21 protein-coding genes are annotated in these 20,866 nt (G+C 74.4%); 20 read left to right on the top strand and 1 reads right to left on the bottom strand.

Annotated features, from left to right (window positions below; genetic code table 11):
- Positions 1–30: 30 nt before the first annotated feature.
- The 20 genes from HPC71_RS12245 to HPC71_RS12150 all read left to right on the top strand — a co-directional run bounded on the left by HPC71_RS12245 (position 31) and on the right by HPC71_RS12150 (position 20,203).
- Positions 31–1,134 carry an ABC transporter ATP-binding protein gene (locus HPC71_RS12245; protein ID WP_230084702.1) on the top strand — a complete coding sequence of 368 codons (1,104 nt, stop codon included), beginning with the start codon at positions 31–33 and terminating at the stop codon, positions 1,132–1,134.
- A gap of 530 nt (positions 1,135–1,664) precedes the next feature.
- The gene (locus HPC71_RS12240; RefSeq protein WP_253943699.1) at positions 1,665–3,062 is read left to right on the top strand and encodes a replication-associated recombination protein A; all 1,398 of its coding nucleotides are present in this window, start codon (positions 1,665–1,667) and stop codon (positions 3,060–3,062) included.
- 11 nt (positions 3,063–3,073) lie between these two features.
- Positions 3,074–3,598: a hypothetical protein gene (locus HPC71_RS12235; protein WP_154617401.1), complete on the top strand. Its 525-nt coding sequence runs from the start codon at positions 3,074–3,076 to the stop codon at positions 3,596–3,598.
- Positions 3,599–3,650: 52 nt separating this feature from the next.
- Positions 3,651–3,959 carry a DUF6167 family protein gene (locus tag HPC71_RS20905; protein ID WP_195849545.1) on the top strand — a complete coding sequence of 103 codons (309 nt, stop codon included), beginning with the start codon at positions 3,651–3,653 and terminating at the stop codon, positions 3,957–3,959.
- Positions 3,959–6,640 carry an alanine--tRNA ligase gene (alaS, locus tag HPC71_RS12225; protein ID WP_154617403.1) on the top strand — a complete coding sequence of 894 codons (2,682 nt, stop codon included), beginning with the start codon at positions 3,959–3,961 and terminating at the stop codon, positions 6,638–6,640. The genes HPC71_RS20905 and alaS overlap by 1 nt, the downstream gene beginning before the upstream one ends.
- On the top strand, positions 6,637–7,128 hold the full coding sequence (gene ruvX / locus HPC71_RS12220; protein ID WP_154617405.1) for a Holliday junction resolvase RuvX: 492 nt from the start codon (positions 6,637–6,639) through the stop codon (positions 7,126–7,128). The genes alaS and ruvX overlap by 4 nt, the downstream gene beginning before the upstream one ends.
- Positions 7,125–8,312, top strand: coding sequence for an endolytic transglycosylase MltG (mltG, locus tag HPC71_RS12215; RefSeq protein WP_171896747.1), 1,188 nt, complete (start codon positions 7,125–7,127; stop codon positions 8,310–8,312). Before ruvX ends, mltG begins: the two co-directional genes overlap by 4 nt.
- Positions 8,313–8,322: 10 nt before the next feature.
- Positions 8,323–9,138, top strand: coding sequence for a shikimate dehydrogenase (locus HPC71_RS12210; RefSeq protein ID WP_171896746.1), 816 nt, complete (start codon positions 8,323–8,325; stop codon positions 9,136–9,138).
- Positions 9,135–9,905 carry a prepilin peptidase gene (locus tag HPC71_RS12205; RefSeq protein ID WP_154617407.1) on the top strand — a complete coding sequence of 257 codons (771 nt, stop codon included), beginning with the start codon at positions 9,135–9,137 and terminating at the stop codon, positions 9,903–9,905. Before HPC71_RS12210 ends, HPC71_RS12205 begins: the two co-directional genes overlap by 4 nt.
- Positions 9,906–9,944: 39 nt before the next feature.
- Entirely contained in the window at positions 9,945–11,123 is a 1,179-nt protein-coding gene (aroC, locus tag HPC71_RS12200; protein ID WP_154617409.1) for a chorismate synthase, read from the top strand.
- Complete coding sequence (locus HPC71_RS12195) at positions 11,120–11,629, top strand: shikimate kinase (protein ID WP_154617411.1); 510 nt, start codon at positions 11,120–11,122, stop codon at positions 11,627–11,629. Before aroC ends, HPC71_RS12195 begins: the two co-directional genes overlap by 4 nt.
- Complete coding sequence (aroB, locus tag HPC71_RS12190; RefSeq protein WP_171896745.1) at positions 11,622–12,758, top strand: 3-dehydroquinate synthase; 1,137 nt, start codon at positions 11,622–11,624, stop codon at positions 12,756–12,758. Before HPC71_RS12195 ends, aroB begins: the two co-directional genes overlap by 8 nt.
- Positions 12,755–13,183 (top strand): type II 3-dehydroquinate dehydratase, encoded by a 429-nt coding sequence (locus tag HPC71_RS12185; protein WP_171896744.1) that lies wholly within the window; start codon positions 12,755–12,757, stop codon positions 13,181–13,183. The genes aroB and HPC71_RS12185 overlap by 4 nt, the downstream gene beginning before the upstream one ends.
- A 205-nt stretch (positions 13,184–13,388) precedes the next feature.
- On the top strand, positions 13,389–13,952 hold the full coding sequence (efp, locus tag HPC71_RS12180; RefSeq protein ID WP_154617413.1) for an elongation factor P: 564 nt from the start codon (positions 13,389–13,391) through the stop codon (positions 13,950–13,952).
- Positions 13,952–14,359, top strand: coding sequence for a transcription antitermination factor NusB (gene nusB / locus HPC71_RS12175; protein ID WP_154617415.1), 408 nt, complete (start codon positions 13,952–13,954; stop codon positions 14,357–14,359). Before efp ends, nusB begins: the two co-directional genes overlap by 1 nt.
- 27 nt (positions 14,360–14,386) lie before the next feature.
- Positions 14,387–15,775: a dihydrolipoyl dehydrogenase family protein gene (locus HPC71_RS12170; protein ID WP_171896743.1), complete on the top strand. Its 1,389-nt coding sequence runs from the start codon at positions 14,387–14,389 to the stop codon at positions 15,773–15,775.
- A 5-nt stretch (positions 15,776–15,780) separates the two neighbouring features.
- On the top strand, positions 15,781–16,626 hold the full coding sequence (locus HPC71_RS12165) for a DUF1206 domain-containing protein (protein WP_171896742.1): 846 nt from the start codon (positions 15,781–15,783) through the stop codon (positions 16,624–16,626).
- Positions 16,623–18,011 carry a dihydrolipoyl dehydrogenase family protein gene (locus tag HPC71_RS12160; protein ID WP_154617417.1) on the top strand — a complete coding sequence of 463 codons (1,389 nt, stop codon included), beginning with the start codon at positions 16,623–16,625 and terminating at the stop codon, positions 18,009–18,011. The genes HPC71_RS12165 and HPC71_RS12160 overlap by 4 nt, the downstream gene beginning before the upstream one ends.
- Before the next feature lie 113 nt (positions 18,012–18,124).
- Entirely contained in the window at positions 18,125–19,666 is a 1,542-nt protein-coding gene (locus tag HPC71_RS12155; protein WP_253944009.1) for a MinD/ParA family ATP-binding protein, read from the top strand.
- 72 nt (positions 19,667–19,738) lie between these two features.
- A complete protein-coding gene (locus tag HPC71_RS12150; RefSeq protein ID WP_154617326.1) occupies positions 19,739–20,203 on the top strand; it encodes a hypothetical protein in 465 nt (154 codons plus the stop codon).
- A gap of 206 nt (positions 20,204–20,409) precedes the next feature.
- Here HPC71_RS12150 and HPC71_RS12145 read toward each other — a convergent pair whose 3' ends face one another.
- Positions 20,410–20,817 carry a PPOX class F420-dependent oxidoreductase gene (locus HPC71_RS12145; protein ID WP_154617324.1) on the bottom strand — a complete coding sequence of 136 codons (408 nt, stop codon included), beginning with the start codon at positions 20,815–20,817 and terminating at the stop codon, positions 20,410–20,412.
- Positions 20,818–20,866: the final 49 nt, after the last annotated feature.

Raw genomic sequence — 20,866 nt, 5'->3', positions numbered from 1 at the left:
GAGCCGGTGCTCGAGGTCGAGGACCTGAAGATGTACTTCCCGCTGAAGTCCGGCGCGCTGCTGCGGCGCACCGTCGGCCACGTGCAGGCCGTCGACGGCATCTCCTTCCAGGTCCCCAAGGGCGGCGCCCTCGGCCTGGTGGGGGAGTCCGGTTGCGGCAAGTCCACGACCGGTCGGCTGATCACCCGGCTCTACAAGCCGACCGCCGGCGCCCTGCGCTTCGGCGGCCTCGACATGGCGACCGTGTCGAACAGGGAGATGAAGCCGCTGCGCCGCGAGGTGCAGATGATCTTCCAGGACCCCTACACCTCGCTGAACCCGCGCCAGAACGTCGGCGCGATCGTGGGCGCCCCGCTCGCGGTGCACAAGGTGGTCCCGAAGAACCAGATCCTCTCCCGGGTCCAGGAGCTGCTCGAGGTCGTCGGCCTCAACCCCGAGCACTACAACCGCTACCCGAACGAGTTCTCCGGCGGTCAGCGTCAGCGCATCGGCATCGCCCGGGCGCTCACGCTCAACCCGAAGCTGCTCGTCGCCGACGAGCCGGTCTCGGCGCTCGACGTCTCGATCCAGGCGCAGGTCATCAACCTGCTCCAGGACCTGCAGCGCGAGTTCGACATCGCGTTCCTCTTCATCGCCCACGACCTCGCGGTGGTCCGGCACTTCTGCCCCGAGGTCGCGGTGATGTACCTCGGCAAGATCGTGGAGATCGCGGACCGGGAGAGCATCTACTCCCACGCCCACCACCCGTACACGCAGGCGCTGCTATCGGCCGTCCCCGACATCAAGCAGGCCACGCTCGGCGGTCGCCGGGAGCGGATCCGGCTCGAGGGCGACGTCCCGAGCCCGATCAACCCGCCCTCGGGGTGCCGGTTCCGGACCCGCTGCCCGCTCGCGCAGGAGATCTGCGCCCGGGTCGAGCCGCCGCTGCTGCAGATCGGGCCGCGGCACAAGGTCGCCTGCCACTTCGCCGGCGAGCTCGGCCACCACCCCGCCGAGCCGGTCACCGCGCCGCTGCTCGGCGTGGACCGCCAGGGGAGCCCGGTCGGTGGGGCCACGATCAGCACCCCGCCGACGGGACCGGGCTACGACGACACGTGGTACGACGTGAACACCAAGCAGATGGTCTCCGCCTGACGCCGACCCGCTGGTCGAGCAGGCGAGCGCCAGCGTCTCCCGCTGGTTGAGCAGCGAGCGCCAGCGACTCCCGCTGGTTGAGCAGCGAGCGCCAGCGAGTCCCGCTGGTTGAGCAGCGCGCCAGCGACTTCCGCTGGTTGAGCAGCGAGCGCCAGCGACGTCCCGCTGGTTGAGCAGCGAGCGTCAGCGAGCGTGTCGAAACCCGGTGAGCCGAACCGCGGCCCCGGCTTCCCTCGGTGTACGCCGGGTGGGGGTCGGGGCCTGCGGCTCCCGCCGGACGGGCAGGCCCGGTCGACCAGGCCTGCGCTCGTGCCTCGCTCCGGCCCGCCAGACCCAACCACGACCGGGCCTGCCCGCCCGTCGTCCGCCTCCGGCCCCGACCGCGCGGCGTACCCGTTCCGTGGGCGGGCCTCCGGGGCTCGGCTGCGGGGTCGTGTGCCTGGGAACGCGCCGCCCCGCGTCGTCAGGCACACGACCCGGACCACCCGGTCGGGCGTCGGCCGGGCGGGGAGGCGTCGTAGGCTCACGGCGTGAGTGACGGCCTGTTCGACCTGCCCGGACGCGGAGGCGCGGGCGGGACCGGGGGCGGGTCGCTGGCCGCGAACACCCACGCCTCGGCCCCGCTGGCGGTGCGGATGCGGCCGCGGACGCTCGATGAGCTCGTCGGCCAGGAGCAGCTGCGTGCGCCGGGCGCACCGCTGCGGCAGCTGATCGAGAACGACCAGTCGATGTCGCTGCTGCTGTGGGGGCCGCCGGGCACCGGCAAGACGACGATCGCCTCGATCGTCAGCCAGCAGACCGACCGCAGGTTCGTCGAGGTCTCCGCGGTCTCCGCCGGCGTCAAGGAGGTGCGCGCGGCGATCGACACCGCCCGCGCCGAGCTGGTCGCGACCGGCCGGGAGACGGTGCTGTTCGTCGACGAGGTGCACCGGTTCAGCAAGGCCCAGCAGGACGCCCTGCTCCCGGGGGTGGAGAACCGCTGGGTGACGCTCGTGGCGGCGACCACGGAGAACCCCTTCTTCAGCGTGATCTCCCCGCTGCTCTCCCGCAGCCTCCTGCTGCGGCTGGAGTCGCTCACCGACGAGCACGTGCGCGGCGTGCTGGAGCAGGCGCTCGTCGACGAGCGCGGGCTCGCCGGCCGGTTCACCGTCGAGGAGGAGGCGATCGACCACCTGGTCCGCCTCGCCGGCGGCGACGCGCGCCGCTCGCTGACGTACCTCGAGGCAGCCACCGGGGCCGCCGCCTCCCGCGGCTCCGACGTGGTCACCCTGGAGATGGCCGAGACCGCCGTCGACCAGGCTGCGGTGCGCTACGACCGGCAGGGCGACCAGCACTACGACGTGACCAGCGCCTTCATCAAGTCGGTGCGGGGCTCGGACGCCGACGCCGCGCTGCACTACCTGGCCCGGATGATGGAGGCGGGGGAGGACCCCCGGTTCATCGCCCGCCGGCTGATGATCCTGGCCAGCGAGGACATCGGGCTGGCCGACCCCACGGCCCTCCAGACCGCCGTCGCGGCCGCGCAGACCGTGCAGCTGATCGGCATGCCGGAGGCGCAGCTGACGCTCGCCCACGCGACGATCGCGCTCGCGGTGGCGCCGAAGTCCAACGCGGTCACCACCGCGGTCTTCGCCGCGGTCGCCGACGTCCGCGCCGGCAAGATCGGTCCGGTCCCGTCGCACCTGCGCGACGCGCACTACTCCGGCGCCAAGAAGCTCGGCCACGGGGCGACGTACAAGTACAGCCACGACGAGCCCTACGGCATCGCCGAGCAGCAGTACGCACCCGACGTCGTGCTCGACGCGGAGTACTACCGGCCGACCTCCCTGGGCGCCGAGGCCGCGGTCAAGGAGCGCTGGGAGCGGGTACGCCGCCTGGTGCGCGGCAGCGGCGGTCCGGGCGCCAAGGCCGACCGGTCCGGACGGTAGGGTCGGGCACCATGGTCGAGGAGTGGAGCGTGCCGGGCTGGGCCGTGGTCGCGGCAGCCGCCGCGCTGCTGGCCCTCCTCGTGCTGCTGCTCGTGCTCGCCGTCAGCGGCGCCCGAGCCCGCTCCCGGGCACGCACCGAGCTGGCCGCCGCGCGCGCCGAGACCGACGGGCTCCGCGAGCGGCTCGACGCGCTCGAGCGCCGGGTCGCCGCTCCCGCGGCGCCGACCCGCACCGAGGAGTTCGTGATCACCCGGGCCGGGGAGCCGGAACCCGAGCTCGACGAGGCCCGGCGGGCGCCCGCCGTGCCCGCCCCGCTCTTCGCCGACCTCGTCCTGCGGGAGTCGGTCGTCCAGGCCGCGTCGCTGGCCGCCGGCGTCCGCCGCGCGCTCGCCCCCGAGGTGCGCAACCGGATCCGGTTCGAGGTCCGGCGCGAGATCCGCCGCTCGCGCAAGCAGCGCCGCGCCGACCTGCGCGCCGCCCGGCGCGACTGGGAGGCGCGCCGGCGCGGCACCCTCGACGAGGGCAGCGCAGCATGAGATCACCCCACGAATCCGCTCGCTGCGTTCCCGGATCCGCAGGGACCCCGGGATGAGCCGCGGCCTCTGGTTCGTCGCCGGGGCCGGGGCGGGGGTCTACGCGATGGTGCGTGGCCGCCGCGCGGCCGAGGCCCTCACCGCCGACGGCCTCCGGGACCGGTGGAACGGCTTGACGCTCGGCGCCCGGCTGCTGCGCGACGAGGTCGCGCAGGGCAGGGCGGACGCCGAGGTCGACCTGCGCGCCCGGCTCGGCCTGACCCCGGCGGGGACGCCGGAGCTCGCCGCACCCCGCACCAGCACCAGAACTGCCAGCAACACCCCAGACACCACCGACGCACCACACGAGGAAGGCACCACCTGATGGAGACCGCGGAGATCCGCCGACGGTTCGTGGCCCACTTCGAGGCCAACGCGCACACGGTCGTGCCGTCCGCCTCGCTGCTGCTCGACGACCCGAACCTGCTGTTCGTCAACGCCGGCATGGTGCCGTTCAAGCCGTACTTCCTGGGCCAGGAGACCGCGCCGTACGACCGCGCGGTCAGCGTCCAGAAGTGCGTGCGCACCCTCGACATCGAGGAGGTCGGCAAGACCACGCGGCACGGCACGTTCTTCCAGATGTGCGGCAACTTCTCCTTCGGCGACTACTTCAAGGAGGGGGCGATCCGGTTCGCGTGGAGCCTGATCACCGGCTCCGTCGAGGACGGCGGCCTGGGCTTCGACCCGGAGAAGATCTGGGTCACGGTGCTCCCGACCGACGACGAGGCGCGCGAGCTGTGGAAGAGCGTCGCCGGCCTGCCCGACGAGCGGATCCAGGAGCGTGGGCTCAAGGACAACTACTGGAACATGGGCGTGCCCGGCCCGGGCGGTCCCTGCTCGGAGATCTACGTCGACCGCGGGCCCGAGCACGGCCCCGACGGTGGCCCGAACGCCGACGAGGACCGGTTCCTGGAGATCTGGAACCTCGTCTTCATGCAGGAGTCGCTCAGCGCCGTGCGCGCCAAGGACGACTTCGACGTCGAGGGCCCGCTGCCGGCCAAGAACATCGACACCGGCATGGGCCTGGAGCGGGTGGCCTACCTGCTCCAGGGCAAGCAGAACATGTACGAGATCGACGAGGTCTTCCCCGTCATCGAGCGCGCCAGCGAGCTGACCGGCAAGGCCTACGGCGCGAACGAGGAGGACGACGTCCGCTTCCGCGTCGTCGCCGACCACGTCCGCAGCGCGCTGATGCTCATCGGCGACGGGGTCACCCCCGGCAACGAGGCCCGCGGCTACGTGCTGCGCCGGCTGCTGCGCCGCGCGGTCCGCTCGATGCGGCTGCTGGGCTACGAGGACCGCTCGCTGCCCGAGCTGCTGCCGGTCAGCATGTCGCGGATGAAGGCCTCCTACCCCGAGCTCGAGGCGGACTTCGAGCGGATCAGCCGGGTGGCGTACGCCGAGGAGGACGCCTTCCGCAAGACCCTCCAGGCCGGCACCCAGATCTTCGACCAGGCCGCCCAGCGGGTGAAGGCCTCCGGCCAGGCCCGGCTCAGCGGGGACCAGGCGTTCGCGCTCCACGACACCTACGGCTTCCCGATCGACCTGACCCTGGAGATGGCCTCCGAGGCCGGGCTGAGCGTCGATGAGGACGGCTTCCGCGCGCTCATGACCGAGCAGCGCGAGCGGGCCAAGGCCGACGCCCGGGCGAAGAAGGGTCAGCACGCCGACACCGGCGTCTACCGCGGCATCCTCGACGCGCACGGGCCGACCGAGTGGCTGGCCTACGAGACCCTGGAGACCGAGTCGCGCCCGCTGGCCCTGCTCGCCGGCGGCGCTCCGGCGCGCTCGCTGGCGACCGGCGAGGTCGGCGAGCTGGTGCTGGACCGGACCCCGTTCTACGCCGAGTCCGGCGGCCAGGCCGCCGACGCGGGCACCATCGAGTTCGACGGCGGCCGGCTGGAGGTGCTCGACGTCCAGCGGCCGGTCCGCGGGCTGGTCGTCCACCAGGTCCGGGTCGTCGACGGCGAGCTGGACGCCACCGGCGGGGCCGCGCTGCACGCCCGCGTCGACCCCGAGTGGCGCCTCGGCGCCCGCCAGGCGCACTCGGGCACCCACGTGGTGCACGCGGCCCTGCGCGAGGTGCTCGGCCCCACCGCGCTGCAGTCCGGCTCCTACAACCGCCCCGGCTACCTGCGCCTGGACTTCGGCTGGACCACCGGCCTGGACGCCCAGCAGGTCCGCGACATCGAGCAGGTCTCCAACCACGCCCTGCGCGCCGACCTGCCGGTCCACTGGCAGTACATGACGCTGCCCGAGGCCAAGGAGTGGGGCGCGATCGCCCTGTTCGGCGAGACGTACGACGACTCCAAGGTGCGCGTGGTCGAGATCGGCGGCCCCTGGTCGCGCGAGCTCTGCGGCGGCACCCACGTCGACCACTCCTCCCAGATCGGCACGATCGTGGTGACCGGCGAGTCCTCGGTCGGGTCGGGCAACCGGCGCATCGAGGCCTTCACCGGCGTCGAGGGCTTCGCCTACCTCGCCCGCGAGCGCGACGTGGTCAGCCAGCTGACCGGCCTGCTCAAGACCCAGCCCGACGACCTCGTCGGCCGGGTCTCCGAGCTCGTCGACCGGCTCCGCGCGGTCGAGAAGGAGGCCGAGAAGGCCCGCGTCGCGCAGCTGCTGGCCGCGGCCGGCCAGGTGGCCGCGGGCGCCGAGGTCGTCGGCGGGGTCCACGTGGTCGCCCACCGCGCCGACGGCGCCTCCGGCGGCGACGTCCGCACCCTGGCGATGGACATCCGGAGCCGGCTGCCGCAGGGCGAGCCCGGCGTCGTGGTGGTCATCGGCGCCGCGGACGGCAAGGTCTCGGTCGTCGCGGCCCTCACCGAGGCCGCGCGCGAGCGCGGCCTGTCGGCCAACGCCCTGGTCCGCGCGGTCGGCCCGCTGGTCGGCGGCAAGGGCGGCGGCAAGGACGACGTCGCCCAGGGTGGCGGCACCGACGCCTCCCGGATCGACGAGGCGCTCGCGCTGGTGACCACCGAGGTCGCACGGACGGCGGGCGCTTGAGGCACGGCGTACGGCTCGGCATCGACCCGGGCGACGCCCGGATCGGCGTGGCGCGCAGCGACCCGACCGGGTTCCTCGCCACGCCCGTCGAGACCGTGCGCCGCGGCAAGGGCGACCTGGCCCGGATCGCCCGGATCCTCCGCGAGATCGCCGAGGAGTCCGAGGTGGCCGAGGTGGTCGTCGGCCTGCCCCGCAGCCTGTCCGGCGGCGAGGGCCCGGCGGCGGCCAAGAGCCGGGAGTTCGCGGCGCGGCTCGCCGAGCGGATCGCCCCGGTCCCGGTGCGTCTGGTCGACGAGCGGCTCACCACGGTCTCGGCGGAGGCTATGCTCCGCGACCGGGGCCGATCCGGCAGCAAGCGGCGCGCCGTCGTCGACCAGGCCGCCGCCGTCTTGATCCTGCAGCACGCGCTCGACACCGAGCGCACGACGGGGACCGCCCCCGGAGAGATCGTCCGGGCAGCGCCCGAGGAGCCCGAGGAGACCCAGTGAGCGACCCGAGCCACCCGAGCGACCCGCTGGTCGACGAGCGAGACCCGGTCGTGCCGGTCACCTCCTACCAGGGGGGAGCCCGGCGCCGCCGCAAGCGCCGCAACCTGCCCGGGTGCCTGGCCGTCCTCGTCGCGCTCGCGATCGTGGCCGGCGGGCTCTACTTCGGCATCACCCGCGGGATCTCCTGGGTCGAGGACCAGTTCGCCGACCCCGAGGACTACGCCGGTCCGGGCCGGGGGAACGTCTCCTTCGAGGTCGTCAGCGGCGACTCCAGCGCGCAGATCTGCCGCAACCTCAAGGACGAGGGCGTCGTGGCCTCGGTGCAGGCGTGCCTCGACGCCGCCGGCGCCAACCCCGACTCCGCCGGGATCCAGGTCGGGTTCTACCCGCTGAAGAAGGAGATGGCGGCCAGCGCCGCCATCGACGTGCTCGCGGACCCCTCGAACATCGTCACCAACGCCGTCACGATCCCCGAGGGCCTCAACACCGACCAGGTCGTCGAGCTGCTCGCCGAGAACACCGACTTCGCCGCTGCCGCCTTCCAGCGGGTCCTCGACCAGCCCGAGAAGATCGGGCTGCCGGAGTACGCCGGCGGCAACCCCGAGGGCTACCTGTTCCCCTCGACCTACTCCTTCGGGCCCAACGCCGAGCCGGTGGACATGATCAGCGCCATGGTCGACCGCTGGCGCCAGGCCGCCGACGAGGCCGGCCTCGAGGAGGCCGCCGACCGGCTCGGCTACACCCCCCACGAGCTGATGACCATCGCCAGCCTCGTGGAGGCCGAGGGGCGCGGTGACGACATGCCGAAGGTCGCGCGGGTCATCTACAACCGCGTCGAGAACCCCGGCAACGGCATCACCAACGGCCTGCTCCAGATCGACGCGGCGGTCAACTACGCGCTCGACAAGAGCCCCATCGCCCGGCTGACCATGGACGAGATCGAGTCGGTCGCCGACTCGCCGTACAACACCTACAAGCAGCCGGGCCTCCCGCCGGGCCCGATCGAGGCACCGGGCGACGCCGCCATCGCGGCGGCGACCACCCCCGCCGACGGGCCGTGGCTGTTCTACGTGACGGTGAACCTGGAGACCGGCGAGACGAAGTTCACCGAGTCCTACGACGAGTTCCTCTCCTTCAGCCGGGAGCTCGACGAGTACTGCGCGACCCAGTCCGACCGCTGCTGAGGACGACGGCGTGCCCGAACCCCAGCGCTGCGCCGTCCTCGGCGACCCCATCGACCACTCGCTGTCGCCGGTCCTGCACCGCGCGGCGTACGCCGAGCTGGGCCTGGACTGGACCTACGAGGCGGTCCGGGTGCCGGCCGGCGGGCTGGCGGACTTCCTCGCCGGGCTCGACGGCTCGTGGCGCGGGCTGTCGCTGACGATGCCGCTCAAGCGTGAGCTGATGGGGCTGGTCGGCGACGTCTCGGAGCGCGCCGCGCTCGTCGGCGCCGCGAACACCCTCGTGCTCGACGGCGAGCGCCGGCACGCCGACAACACCGACCTGCCCGGCGCGGTCGCCGCGGTCCGGGAGCGGTACGCCGGGCCCGTCGCCACCGGTGCCGTGCTCGGCGGGGGAGCGACCGCGGCCTCCACCGGGCTCGCGCTGTGCGACCTCGGCGCCCGCCGCGTGACCCTCCACGTGCGCTCGCCCGAGCGGGGCGAGGAGGCGGCCGCGGCCGTCCGGCGGCACCCGGCCCGCCCCGAGGTCGCGCTCGCGCCGCTGGACCGGGCGCCCGAGGCCGACGTGCTGGTCTCCACCGTTCCGGCGACCGCGCAGACCCCCGACCTCGTGGCCGGCTGCCGCGCGGTGCCGGTGGTCTTCGAGGTCGTCTACGACCCCTGGCCCACCCCGCTGGCCGCCTCGGTCGGCGGCGACCGGGTCCTCGTCGGCGGCCTCGACCTGCTCGTCCACCAGGCCGCGCTCCAGGTCGAGCTGTTCACCGGGACGCGCCCGAGCGTGGAGCGGATGCGCGCGGCCGGCGAGGCCGCGCTGCGGGGCGCGGGGTGAGCGACCCCGGCGGGGCCGCGGCCGCCGCCGGCGCGCTCGCGCTCCTCTGCGGCGCGCTCGGCCTGCTCGTGCCCGCGCTCGTCGCGCGGATCCCCGAGCCGGAGCCGTCGACCGTCCACGCCGGAGCCGACGGAGCCGACCGAGCCGACGGAGCCGACGGAGCCGGCCTCGAGGAGGAGCCCAAGGAGGCCTACGCCGACATCGCCCGCTCCCCGGGCCTGGCCTGGAAGGCCGCGCTCGCCTCGGCGGTCGCCGGCGCGGTCGTCGGGTGGGCGGTCGGCGCGGACTGGGACCTGCTGCCGCTGGTCCCGCTCGTCCCGGTCTCGGTCGCGCTCGCGGTCGTCGACTGGCGCACCCGGCTGCTGCCGACCAAGGTCATCGCGCCGACGTACCTCGTCACGATCGCGCTCACGCTGCTCACCTGGCTGGTCACGCGGGAGACCGACGACCTGGTCCGGGCGTTCTGGGGCTGGCTGGTCGCCGGCGGGATCTTCTTCGCGCTGTGGTTCGTGCACCCGCGCGGGCTCGGCTACGGGGACGTGCGGCTGGCCGGGCTGCTCGGCATCGCGCTGGGCCACCTGGGCTGGGGGGAGCTGCTCGTCGGGGTCTACGGCGGGTTCCTGCTGGGCGGGCTCGGCGGCGGGCTGTTGTCGCTGCTGCGGGTCGTGGAGCGCAGGGCGTTCCCCTTCGGCCCGTTCATGCTCCTCGCCGCGCTGCTGGGGATCTGGATCGGCGCGCCGGTGCTGGACGGTCTCGCGACCGGGTGAGCGTCCGGGAGCGGTCACCCGTCATGGAAGACTGCGCCCATGCTTCGTTGGCTCACCGCGGGCGAGTCCCACGGCCCGTCCCTGGTCGCGATCCTCGAGGGCCTCCCCGCCCACGTCGAGGTCACCTCCTCCGACATCCAGGACTCCCTGGCCCGCCGCCGGCTCGGCTACGGCCGCGGCGCCCGGATGAAGTTCGAGCAGGACCAGGTCACGCTCGTCGGCGGCGTACGCCACGGGCGCACGCAGGGCGGTCCGGTCGCGATCGAGGTCGGCAACACCGAGTGGCCCAAGTGGGAGAAGGTCATGTCGGCCGACCCGGTCGACCCCGACGAGCTGGCCTCGATGGCCCGCAACGCCCCGCTCACCCGGCCCCGGCCCGGCCACGCCGACCTCGCCGGCATGCAGAAGTACGACTTCGACGACGCCCGCCCGATCCTCGAGCGCGCCTCGGCCCGCGAGACCGCCGCCCGGGTGGCGCTGGGCCGGGTGGCCAGCAACTTCCTCGAGCAGGCCGTCGGGGCCCGGATCGTCTCCCACGTCATCGAGCTCGGCGGCGTCCGGGCCCCCGACGGGCTCTGGCCCGCCGCCGACGACGTCGCGCGCCTCGACGAGGACCCCGTGCGCTGCCTGGACCCCGAGACCTCGCGGCTGATGGTCGAGCGGATCGACGCCGCCCACAAGGACGGCGACACCCTCGGCGGCGTCGTCGAGGTCGTCGTCCACGGGCTGCCGCCGGGCCTGGGCTCGCACGTGCACTGGGACCGCCGGCTCGACTCGCGGCTCGCGGGTGCGCTCATGGGCATCCAGGCGATCAAGGGCGTGGAGGTCGGCGACGGTTTCGCCCTCGCCGCGACCCCCGGCTCGCTGGCCCACGACGAGATCGTCCCGACCGACGAGGGCATCCGCCGCGTCTCGGGCCGCTCCGGCGGCACCGAGGGCGGCATGACCACCGGCGAGGTGCTGCGCGTGCGCGCCGCGATGAAGCCCATCGCGACGGTCCCGCGGGCGCTGCGCACCGTCGACGTCGCCACCGGCGAGGAGTCCGTGGCCCACCACCAGCGCTCCGACGTGTGCGCGGTGCCGGCCGCCGGCATCGTCGCCGAGGCGATGGTCGCGCTCGTGCTCGCCGACGCGGTGACCGAGAAGTTCGGTGGCGACTCGGTGGCCGAGACCCGGCGCAACGCCGAGTCCTACCTCTCCGCCCTGCGCTACCGATGAGCGGGCCCCGCGCGGTCCTCGTCGGGCCGATGGGCGCCGGGAAGACCACCGTCGCCGCGCTGCTCGCCGACGCCTGGGGGGTCGCGGCCCGCGACACCGACCAGGACGTCGAGGCGGCCGAGGGCCGCTCGGTCTCCGACATCTTCGTGGACTCGGGGGAGGCCCGCTTCCGCGAGCTCGAGGCCGCGGCCGTCGCCGCCGCGCTGGCCGAGCACGACGGCGTCCTCGCGCTCGGCGGGGGAGCGGTGCTCGATCCCGCCACCCGCGAGCGGCTCGCGGGCCACCCGGTCGTCTACCTGCGGGTCGGGCTCGCCGACGCGGTCAAGCGCGTCGGCCTCGGCACCTCGCGGCCGCTGCTGATCGGTGGCGTACGGTCGCGCATCAAGGCGCTCCTCGACGAGCGGGCGCCGGTGTACGAGTCGGTGGCCACCCTGGTCGTCGACACCGACGGGCGGACCGCGCAGCAGGTCGCCGACGAGATCCTGGAGGCCCTCCACCGTGACTGACCCGACCGCCGGCACCACCGCCGAGACCACGCTGCACGTCGGGGGCGCCGCGCCGTACGACGTCGTCGTCGGCAGCGACCTCGCCCACCACCTCCCCGGGATGGTCGGCAGCGCCGCCGAGCGCGTCGCGCTGGTGGTCGACACCCGGCTCCAGCCGTTCGCCGACGACCTCGTCGAGACCCTCGGCGACCGCGAGGTCCTCGTCTTCGCGGTGCCCGAGGGCGAGGAGTGCAAGTCGGTCGAGGTCGCCGCGGAGATCTGGAACGCGCTCGGCGACGAGGGCTTCACCCGCTCCGACGTCATCGTCACCCTCGGCGGCGGCGCGACCACCGACCTCGGCGGCTTCGTCGCCGCGACCTGGCTGCGCGGCGTCCGCGTCGTGCACGTCCCGACCACCCTGCTGGGCATGGTCGACGCCGCGGTCGGCGGCAAGACGGCCGTCAACACCGAGTCCGGCAAGAACCTCGTCGGGGCCTTCCACGAGCCCGCCGGCGTGCTCTGCGACCTCTCCTTCCTGCGCACCCTCGCCGCCGAGGAGCTCGTCTCCGGCCTGGCCGAGGTGCTCAAGTGCGGCTTCGTCGCCGACCCCGAGATCCTGCGGATCGCGGAGTCCGTCGACCCCGGCACGCTCACCGTCGACGACCCGGCGCTGCGCGAGCTGGTCGAGCGCGCGATCCGGGTCAAGGTCGACGTCGTCGTCGAGGACCTGCGCGAGACCGGCGGCCGCGACGGCCACCCCGGCCGCGAGGTGCTCAACTACGGCCACACCCTCGGCCACGCAATCGAGCAGGTCAGCGGCTACACCATCCGCCACGGCGAGGCCGTCGCCCTCGGCTGCGTGTACGTCGCCGAGCTGGCGCGGCTCGAGGGCCGGATCGGTCCCGAGCTGGTCCAGCGCCACCGCGACGTCCTCGGCCGCTTCGGGCTGCCGACCGCGATGTCCGGGCCGACCTTCGAGGACCTGCTGGAGCTGATGCGCGTGGACAAGAAGGCGCGCGGCTCCCAGCTGCGGTTCGTGGTGCTCGACGACGTCGCGCGGCCGGCGGTCCTGGCCGGGCCGTCCGAGGAGCACCTGCGGGCGGCGTACGACGCCCTCCAGCAGGGGGACGGCGAGCAGGCACCCGCGTGAGGGTCCTGGTCCTCAACGGGCCCAACCTCGGGCGGCTGGGTCGCCGGCAGCCGGAGATCTACGGCACGACCACCCACGCCGAGCTGGCCGCGATGTGCGTGGCGTGGGGTGCCGAGCTCGGCCTCGAGGTCGAGGTGCGCCAGACCAACCACGAGGGCGTGATGGTCGACTGGCTCAACCAGGCCGCCGACGACCGGACGCCGGTGGTCCTCAACGCCGCGGCGTGGACGCACTACTCCTACGCGGTGCTCGACGCCTGCGCCCAGCTCGAGGCGCCGCTGGTGGAGGTGCACATCTCCGACCCCCAGAAGCGGCCCGAGGAGTTCCGCCACCACTCGGTGGTCACTCCCTACGCCGTCGAGGTCGTCGCCGGGCACGGTGTCGAGGGCTACCGGATGGCACTCGAGGTGCTGGCCCGGGGCTGACTCGCCCCCACCCGCCCCACCTCGCCTCACCTCGGTCCGCCTCGTGATGCCCACCGTGCGCCGGAGCGCTCGCTGGGCATCACGAGGCGGGTATTCGGGGGATGCCGCGGCGCGCCGGTAGACTCGTGCGCCGTGCCCGGAGGCGCCCGGTGAGGCGGCCACGAGCACCTCCTGCCCACCGGACCCGAAGGCTGACAACGCGCGCATGGCAACGACGAACGACCTCAAGAACGGCATGGTCCTCAACATCGACGGGCAGCTCTGGTCCGTGGTGGAGTTCCAGCACGTCAAGCCGGGCAAGGGCCCCGCCTTCGTGCGGACCAAGCTCCGCAACGTCGAGTCGGGCAAGAACGTCGACAAGACCTTCAACGCCGGCACCAAGGTCGAGACCGCCACGGTCGACCGCCGCACGATGCAGTACCTCTACAACGACGGCACCTCGTTCGTCTTCATGGACGTCCAGTCCTACGACCAGCTCGAGGTCCCGCCGGAGACCGTCGGCGACGCGCAGAACTTCCTCCTGGAGAACCAGGAGGTCATCGTGGCGACCAACGAGGGCCGCGTGCTCTTCATCGAGCTCCCCGCCTCGGTCGAGCTCGTCATCACCTTCACCGAGCCCGGCCTCGCGGGCGACTCCGCCACCGGCCGCACCAAGCCGGCCACGCTGGAGACCGGCCACGAGATCCAGGTGCCGCTCTTCATCAACCAGGGCGAGAAGGTCAAGGTCGACACCCGCGACTCCTCCTACCTGGGACGCGTCAAGTCCTGATGGCAGCGCGTTCGAAGGCCCGCAAGCGCGCGCTCGACCTGCTCTACGCCTCGGAGATGCGGGGCGAGTCGCCGGTCGAGGCGCTCGAGCGGGCGATCTCGGAGGGCGAGGGCCCGACCAACGCCTACACCGCCACGCTGGTGCGCGGCGTCGTCGAGCACCAGGAGCGCATCGACGGGCTGCTGCGGGACTACGCCGAGGGCTGGACCCTCGAGCGGATGCCCGCGGTGGACCGCAACGTGCTCCGGCTGGGCCTGTGGGAGCTGCTGTACGCCGACGACGTGCCGGACTCGGTCGCGATCAGCGAGGCGCTGGCGCTCGTGCGGGACCTCTCCACCGACGACTCCCCGCAGTTCGTCAACGGGGTCCTCGGCAACCTGGCGCGGAACAAGGCGAACCTGGCCTGACGTTGCTCACCGCGTCATTCTGGCGCGGTGAGCACCCAGGAGCAGGAGCACGAGGTCGACCTCGTCGTCATCGGCCTCGGGCCGGGCGGCGAGGCCCTGGCGACCGGCGCGGCCCGGGCCGGCCTGGACGTCGTCGCGATCGACAAGCACCTCGTGGGCGGTGAGTGCCCCTACTACGGGTGCATCCCCTCGAAGATGATGCTGCGCGCCGCCGACAGCCTCGCCGAGGCCCGCCGCGCCGGCACCCTCGCCGGCGACGTCGAGGTCACCGCCTCGTGGGCGCCGGTGGCCCGGCGCATCCGCGAGGAGGCGACCGACGACTGGGACGACACCGTCGCGGTACGTCGCCTGGCCGACGCCGGGGCGACCGTCCACCACGGCACCGCCCGCCTCGACGGGCCCCGGCGCGTGGTCGTCGAGCTGCGCGACGGCTCGACCCGCCGGTACTCCGCGCGCCGCGGCGTCGTGGTCAACCCCGGCACCCGGCCCGCGCTGCCGCCGGTGCCCGGACTCGCGGGCACGCCGTGGTGGACCAACCGCGACGCGGTGCGCGCGACCGTGGCGCCCGCCTCGCTGGTCGTCCTCGGCGGCGGGCCGATCGGCTGCGAGCTGGCCCAGGTCTTCGCCCGGTTCGGCACCCGGGTGACCCTCCTGCAGCACAACGAGCGCCTGCTGCCGCACGACGAGCCGGAGGCCTCGGCCGTCCTGGAGCGGGTGCTGCTCGACGAGGGCGTCCGCGTGGTCACCGGCGTCGAGCCGCGCCGGGTCGCCCACGGCGCCGGCGGCTTCGCGCTCACCCTCGACGACGAGGTGGTCCACGGCGACCGGCTGCTCGTCGCCGCCGGGCGCACCCCGAACCTCGACGGGCTCGGCCTGGAGACCGTGGGGCTGGACCCGTCCGCGCGGACCGTGCGGGTCGACGAGCGGCTGCGGGCGGCCGAGGGCCTCTGGGTGCTCGGCGACGTGACCGGTCACGGCGCCTACACGCACGTGTCGATGTACCAGTCCGCGGTCGCGCTGCGCGACGTGCTCGGCCAGGACGGGCCGCCGGCGGCGTACCACGCCGTGCCGCACGTGACCTTCAGCGATCCCGAGGTCGCCGGGGTCGGGATGACCGAGCAGCAGGCGCGCGACGCCGGGCTGCGGGTGCGCACGGGCAGCACGCCGATGGAGCAGTCCTCCCGCGGCTTCGTCCACGGACCCGGCGCGACCGGCCTGGTCAAGGTCGTCGAGGACGCCGACCGCGGGGTGCTCGTCGGCGCCAGCGTGGTGGGGCCGGCCGGCGGCGAGGTGCTCGGCGCGCTGGCCGTGGCCGTGCACGCCGGCGTGCCGGTCGCGACGCTGCGCACCATGATCTACGCCTACCCGACCTTTCACCGAGCGATCGAGTCCGCGCTGGCCGACCTGGGTATCTGACCTGCGTGGAAGCTCTTCAGCACGACGCCGCGCAGACGGCACGCCGCGCCGGCGACAGCACCTGGTTCGACCGGGCGATCCGCGGGGGCCTGGTGGCCTACGGACTGGTCTACGTCGTCGTCGCCTGGTTGGCGATCCAGCTCGCGCTCGGCGACCGCGGCGGCGAGGCGTCGACCAGCGGCGCCGTCCGCGAGCTCGCCCAGCAGCCCTTCGGCCAGGTCCTCGTCTGGCTCGTCGCGATCGGCATGTTCGCCCTCGTCCTGTGGCGCGCCCTCGAGGCGGCGACCGGCCATCGCGACGAGGAGGGCGCCACCCGGGTGCGCAAGCGGGTGACCTCGGCCGCCAAGGGCGTGCTGTACGCCGCCATCGGGATCAGCGCGATCCGCGTCGCCACCGGCTCCGGCGGGGGCTCCGGCGGCGGTGGCGGCGGCGGGCGCTCCTCGGAGGACACCCTCACCGCGAAGCTGCTCGACCTCCCGTTCGGCCAGGGCCTGGTCTTCCTGGTCGGCCTGGGCATCATCGGGTACGGCGTGGCGCTGGGCATCCGGGCGTGGACCGAGAAGTTCCGCGAGCAGCTCTCGGCCGAGGGCCAGAGCGGCGACGCCGGCACCGCCTACCTCTGGCTGGGCAAGATCGGCCACGCCGCCAAGGGCGTCGCGCTGAGCATCGTCGGCGGGCTGTTCTGCTACGCCGCGGTCACCCACGACCCGAAGAAGTCCGGAGGCCTGGACCAGGCGCTCCGCGAGGTGCTCGACCAGCCCTTCGGCCCGGTGCTGCTGGTGCTCGTCGGGGTCGGCATCGGCTGCTACGGCCTGTTCAGCTTCGCCCGCGCGCGCCACCTGTCGCGATGAGCCCGGCCCACCAGGTCGACGTCGTCGTCCTCGGCCTGGGCGCCGGCGGCGAGCACGTCGCGATCAAGCTCGCCCGCGCCGGGCTGTCGGTGGTCGGCGTCGAGCGCGACCTGGTCGGCGGCGAGTGCCCCTTCTGGGGGTGCACGCCCTCGAAGCTGATGATCCGCGGCGCGCACGTCGTCGCCGAGGCCCGCCATGTCGACGAGCTCGCCGGCTACGCGCACGTGGAGCCGGATCTCGGTCCGACCGCGCGCCGCATCCGCGAGGCCAACCACGACTGGACCGACGACGGCCACAGCGGGCCGCTGGAGGAGGCGGGCGTCCGGCTCGTGCGCGGCCGCGGCCGCCTCGACGGGCCCGGCCGCGTCCTGGTCGAGACCCCCGCCGGCCCCGAGACGTACGTCGCCACGCGCGGCGTCGTGCTCGCGACCGGCACCGAGGCCGACGCCCCGCCCGTCCCCGGCCTGGCCGGCACGCCGTACTGGACCAACCGCGAGGTCGTCCACGCGACCACCGCCCCCGCCCGGCTCGGGGTCCTCGGCGGCGGGCCGATCGGCGCGGAGCTGGCGCAGGCCTTCGCCCGGTTCGGCTCCGCAGTGACCCTGCTCGAGGCGGGCCCGCGAATCCTCGGCCCGGAGGAGCCCGAGGCGAGCGCGGCGGTCGCGGCGGCGTTCATGCGCGAGGGGATCGACGTGCGCACCGGCGTCGAGGTCGAGCGGGTCGAGCACGACGGCGGCACCTTCCGCCTGCACCTGCCCGGTGCCGATCTCCCTGGGGAGGTGGTGGAGGTCGACGAGCTGCTCGTGGCGACCGGGCGGCGGCCGAACCTCGAGGGGATCGGCCTGGAGACCGTCGGCCTCGACCCCGCGGCCGGGCGGGTCCCCGTCGACGAGCGGCTGCGGGCGGGGGAGCGGCTGTGGGCCGTCGGCGACGTGACCGGCGAGGGCCCGTTCACCCACGTCGCGAAGTACCAGGCCGTCGGCGTCGTCGCGGACGTGCTCGGCCGCGACGTCCGCCCCGCCGACTACCGCGGCCTGACCCGGGTGACCTTCACCGACCCCGAGGTCGGCGCGGTCGGGCTGACCGAGGAGCAGGCCCGCGCGGCCGGCGTCGAGGTGCGGGTGGGGCGGGCCGACGTGCCGCGGTCCAGCCGCGGCTGGATGCACGGCCCCGGCAACGAGGGCGTGGTCAAGGTCCTCGAGGACGCCGCCCGCGGGGTCCTCGTCGGCGGCACCGTCGTGGCGCCGTACGGCGGGGAGGTCATGGGCCTGCTGAGCACCGCCGTGCACGCGGAGGTGCCGGTCGAGGTGCTGCGCGGGATGCACTTCCCGTTCCCCACCTTCCAGCGCGCGATCGAGACCGCCCTGCGCGACCTGGACCGGTGACCCAGGTGTGACCTTCCGGCACGTGTGACCCGCGGGCCCCGGGGGAAGGAACCCCGGAGCACTGACCGAATGACCGTGATCCACCACCGATCGCGACGACGGAGGAACCCCGGATGAGCCAGCCGCAGGACCCCTACCAGCGGGCCGACCAGCACGACATCTCCGACACCAGCGACCGGCTCTACACGCCCGAGGAGCTCGGGGCGTACGCCGCCGGGCAGCGCTCGGTCGACCCGCTCGCCGACCCGCTCGCCGACCCGCTCGCCGACCCGCTCGCGGACCCGCTGGGCGACCCGCTGGGCGACCCGCTCACCGACCCCCTGGGCGACCAGCACCACCACACCCGCGAGGTCCCGCAGGTCCACCCGGCCGCCCCGCCGGCCCCGCAGTTCCAGCAGGCCCCGCAGTTCCAGCAGGCGCCGCCGGCCGGCCCGCCGCCCGCGGGGCCGCCGCAGGCCAACCCGTGGCCCACCAGCCCGCCGCCGGCCGCGCCGCCCGTCCAGCCCCCGGCGTACGCCGCGGCTCCGCCCGTCGTCGCGCCGCCCGCTCCGCCGGCTGCCCCGCCGGCCGCTCCCGCCGCTCCGCCGGCCCCGCCGGTGGCCGCGCCCGCGGCGCCGGCCGCGCCCGCGGCGCCGTCCGCCCCGCCGGCCGTCCCGGCGGTGGTGCCCTCGGCGCAGCTCGCCGAGCCGAGTGTCGAGCCGGGCGGCGAGCCGCGCCGGTTCATGACCGCCACCGACTTCCTCGACCGCCGCGCCGACGACATCGAGCACGGCCCGGCCACGTGGGGCTGGCGCGGCCGGGTCCGGCGCTGGAGCGGCGGGCTGATCGCCCCGCGGATGGGCCCGGCGGAGATGGACCACGAGAACGACCGCCGCACCATCCAGCGCGACTTCGACGGCCCGCGCACGATCGCGTTCATCAACCCCAAGGGCGGCGCCGCGAAGACGACCGGCGTCCTGGCGGCCGGTTACACCTTCGGCACCGTCCGCGGTGGCGGCGTGGTGGCGTGGGACAACAACGAGACCCGCGGCACCCTCGGCATCCGCGGCACGCGCAGCACGCACCGCAACACCACCCGCGAGCTGCTGGAGGACCTCAGCCGGTTCAGCGACGTCTACCAGTCGCGCATCGGCGACCTCGGCGCGTTCGTCCGCTCCCAGGGCGACGCCCACTTCGACGTGCTCGCCTCCGACGAGCGGCCCGACGTGACCGGGATGATCCGCGCGCAGGACTTCCAGGCGGTGCACGCCCTGCTCGAGCGGTTCTACCGGGTGATCCTCGTCGACACCGGCAACAACATGCGGGCCGAGAACTGGCTGGCCGCCGCCGATGCCGCGGACCTGCTGGTCGTGACGAGCACCGTGCGCGAGGACACCGGCTACTCCGGGCTGTGGATGCTCGACGCCCTCCAGGACGCCGGCTACCAGGACCTCAAGCACAAGACCGTCACCGTGCTCTCCGACCCCTCCGCGCAGGTCGACAGCAAGCTCGCCCACGACCTCGTCCAGGTCTACGAGCAGCGCACGCGGGGGGTCTACCGGGTGCCGTACGACCCCGCCCTGGTCGCCGGGTCGGTCGTCCCCTACGCCTCGCTCTCCGAGGCGACCCGCCGGCAGTGGCTCAAGGCCTGCGCCGGCATGGCCGCCGCGCTCTGACCGTGGCCGCCCGCGCCGTCCGTCCCGGCGGGTTCGCCTGCCGGGGCGGGCGGGACGGGGGATGATGGGCGGGTGCCTCGGACCACCACCCTCGCCCGCCCCGGGACGCCGGACCTGCTGACGACCCGCCCGGCCACCGGCGACTACCGGTGGGACGGCAAGCGCTGGCGCCGGTGGACCGGCCGGCGGTGGGCGTCGGCGGCGTACTCCGCCGACCTGGCCGCCCTGCACCGCCCCGACCGGTTCGACCTCGGCCGGCGGATCACGGAGTCCCAGCGCAAGCGCGTGCTGGACCTCGCGGTCGAGCGCCAGGTGCTCGACGAGGGCGCGTCGGTCGTCCACGCCGGGCCGCACGGCACGGTGCTCGCCTACCAGCGCTCGGTCTCCCACGCCGCCCACGCCGTCTTCACGATCCTGACCGGCGGCCTGTGGGGCCTGGTCTGGCTCGTGTGCGCGATCGGCCGCTCCGAGGACCGCGCCCTGCTGGAGTGCGACGACTGGGGCCACGTCTGGGCGCTCCGGGCGACCAGCCGCTGACGGCGCGGCGGGCGGCTGACGGCGCGGCGGGCGGCTGTTCATCAAGGTATGTAGCCAGACCCGCACTTCCCCGGGTGAGCTCCGCGTGGGAAGTGACGTTCCATCAAGGTATGCAGCCGAACCGTCGAGCAGCCGCGTGACGGTTTTCCTGCATACCTTGATGAAGCAGCACCGGCCGCCTCCGACGGCGCCCCAGCGGACCGGGCTCAGGCCTTGGCGGCACCCCATCCGTGCCAGCGGTCGATGCTCATCCACGCGCTGACGCGGGGCGACTCGCGGTCGGGGTAGGGCCGGCCGCTGTAGTGGGTGCTGCACCGGTCGATGTCGACCAACCCCTCGTCGTCGCGCATCTCGGTGACCCGGCCGACGAGCGAGACGTGGGTGTACCAGTTCCCCTCGTCGAGGATGGTCAGCGAGACGCGCGGGTCGCGGCGCAGGTGCCGCAGCCGCACCCGGGTGGCGTCCATGTTCAGCAGGACGCGGTCGTCGTCCTCGAGGAGGTACCACGTCGCCACCGAGACCGGGCTCCCGTCCGAGCGCAGGGTGGTGACGACAGCCGGGTTCGGCTTGCGCAGCAGCGCACGGACGTCGTCGGGGAACGGCAGGTCGGGCATGGATCCTCCTGGTGGCAGGTTGGACGATGGACGTTCCCATTACCCAGCC

Source organism: Nocardioides marmotae (genome assembly GCF_013177455.1).
Classification (GTDB): Bacteria; Actinomycetota; Actinomycetes; order Propionibacteriales; family Nocardioidaceae; genus Nocardioides; species Nocardioides marmotae.
This window is presented reverse-complemented; position numbering and strand designations above follow the sequence as displayed.

Coding starts and splice junctions, on each gene's coding strand:
- HPC71_RS12245 (WP_230084702.1), top strand. CDS start 31: ATGTACTTCCCGCTGAAGTCCGGCGCGCTGCTGCGGCGCACCGTCGGC.
- HPC71_RS12235 (WP_154617401.1), top strand. CDS start 3,074: ATGGTCGAGGAGTGGAGCGTGCCGGGCTGGGCCGTGGTCGCGGCAGCC.
- HPC71_RS20905 (WP_195849545.1), top strand. CDS start 3,651: ATGAGCCGCGGCCTCTGGTTCGTCGCCGGGGCCGGGGCGGGGGTCTAC.
- alaS (WP_154617403.1), top strand. CDS start 3,959: ATGGAGACCGCGGAGATCCGCCGACGGTTCGTGGCCCACTTCGAGGCC.
- aroC (WP_154617409.1), top strand. CDS start 9,945: ATGCTTCGTTGGCTCACCGCGGGCGAGTCCCACGGCCCGTCCCTGGTC.
- HPC71_RS12195 (WP_154617411.1), top strand. CDS start 11,120: ATGAGCGGGCCCCGCGCGGTCCTCGTCGGGCCGATGGGCGCCGGGAAG.
- efp (WP_154617413.1), top strand. CDS start 13,389: ATGGCAACGACGAACGACCTCAAGAACGGCATGGTCCTCAACATCGAC.
- nusB (WP_154617415.1), top strand. CDS start 13,952: ATGGCAGCGCGTTCGAAGGCCCGCAAGCGCGCGCTCGACCTGCTCTAC.
- HPC71_RS12160 (WP_154617417.1), top strand. CDS start 16,623: ATGAGCCCGGCCCACCAGGTCGACGTCGTCGTCCTCGGCCTGGGCGCC.
- HPC71_RS12155 (WP_253944009.1), top strand. CDS start 18,125: ATGAGCCAGCCGCAGGACCCCTACCAGCGGGCCGACCAGCACGACATC.
- HPC71_RS12145 (WP_154617324.1), bottom strand. CDS start 20,817: ATGCCCGACCTGCCGTTCCCCGACGACGTCCGTGCGCTGCTGCGCAAG.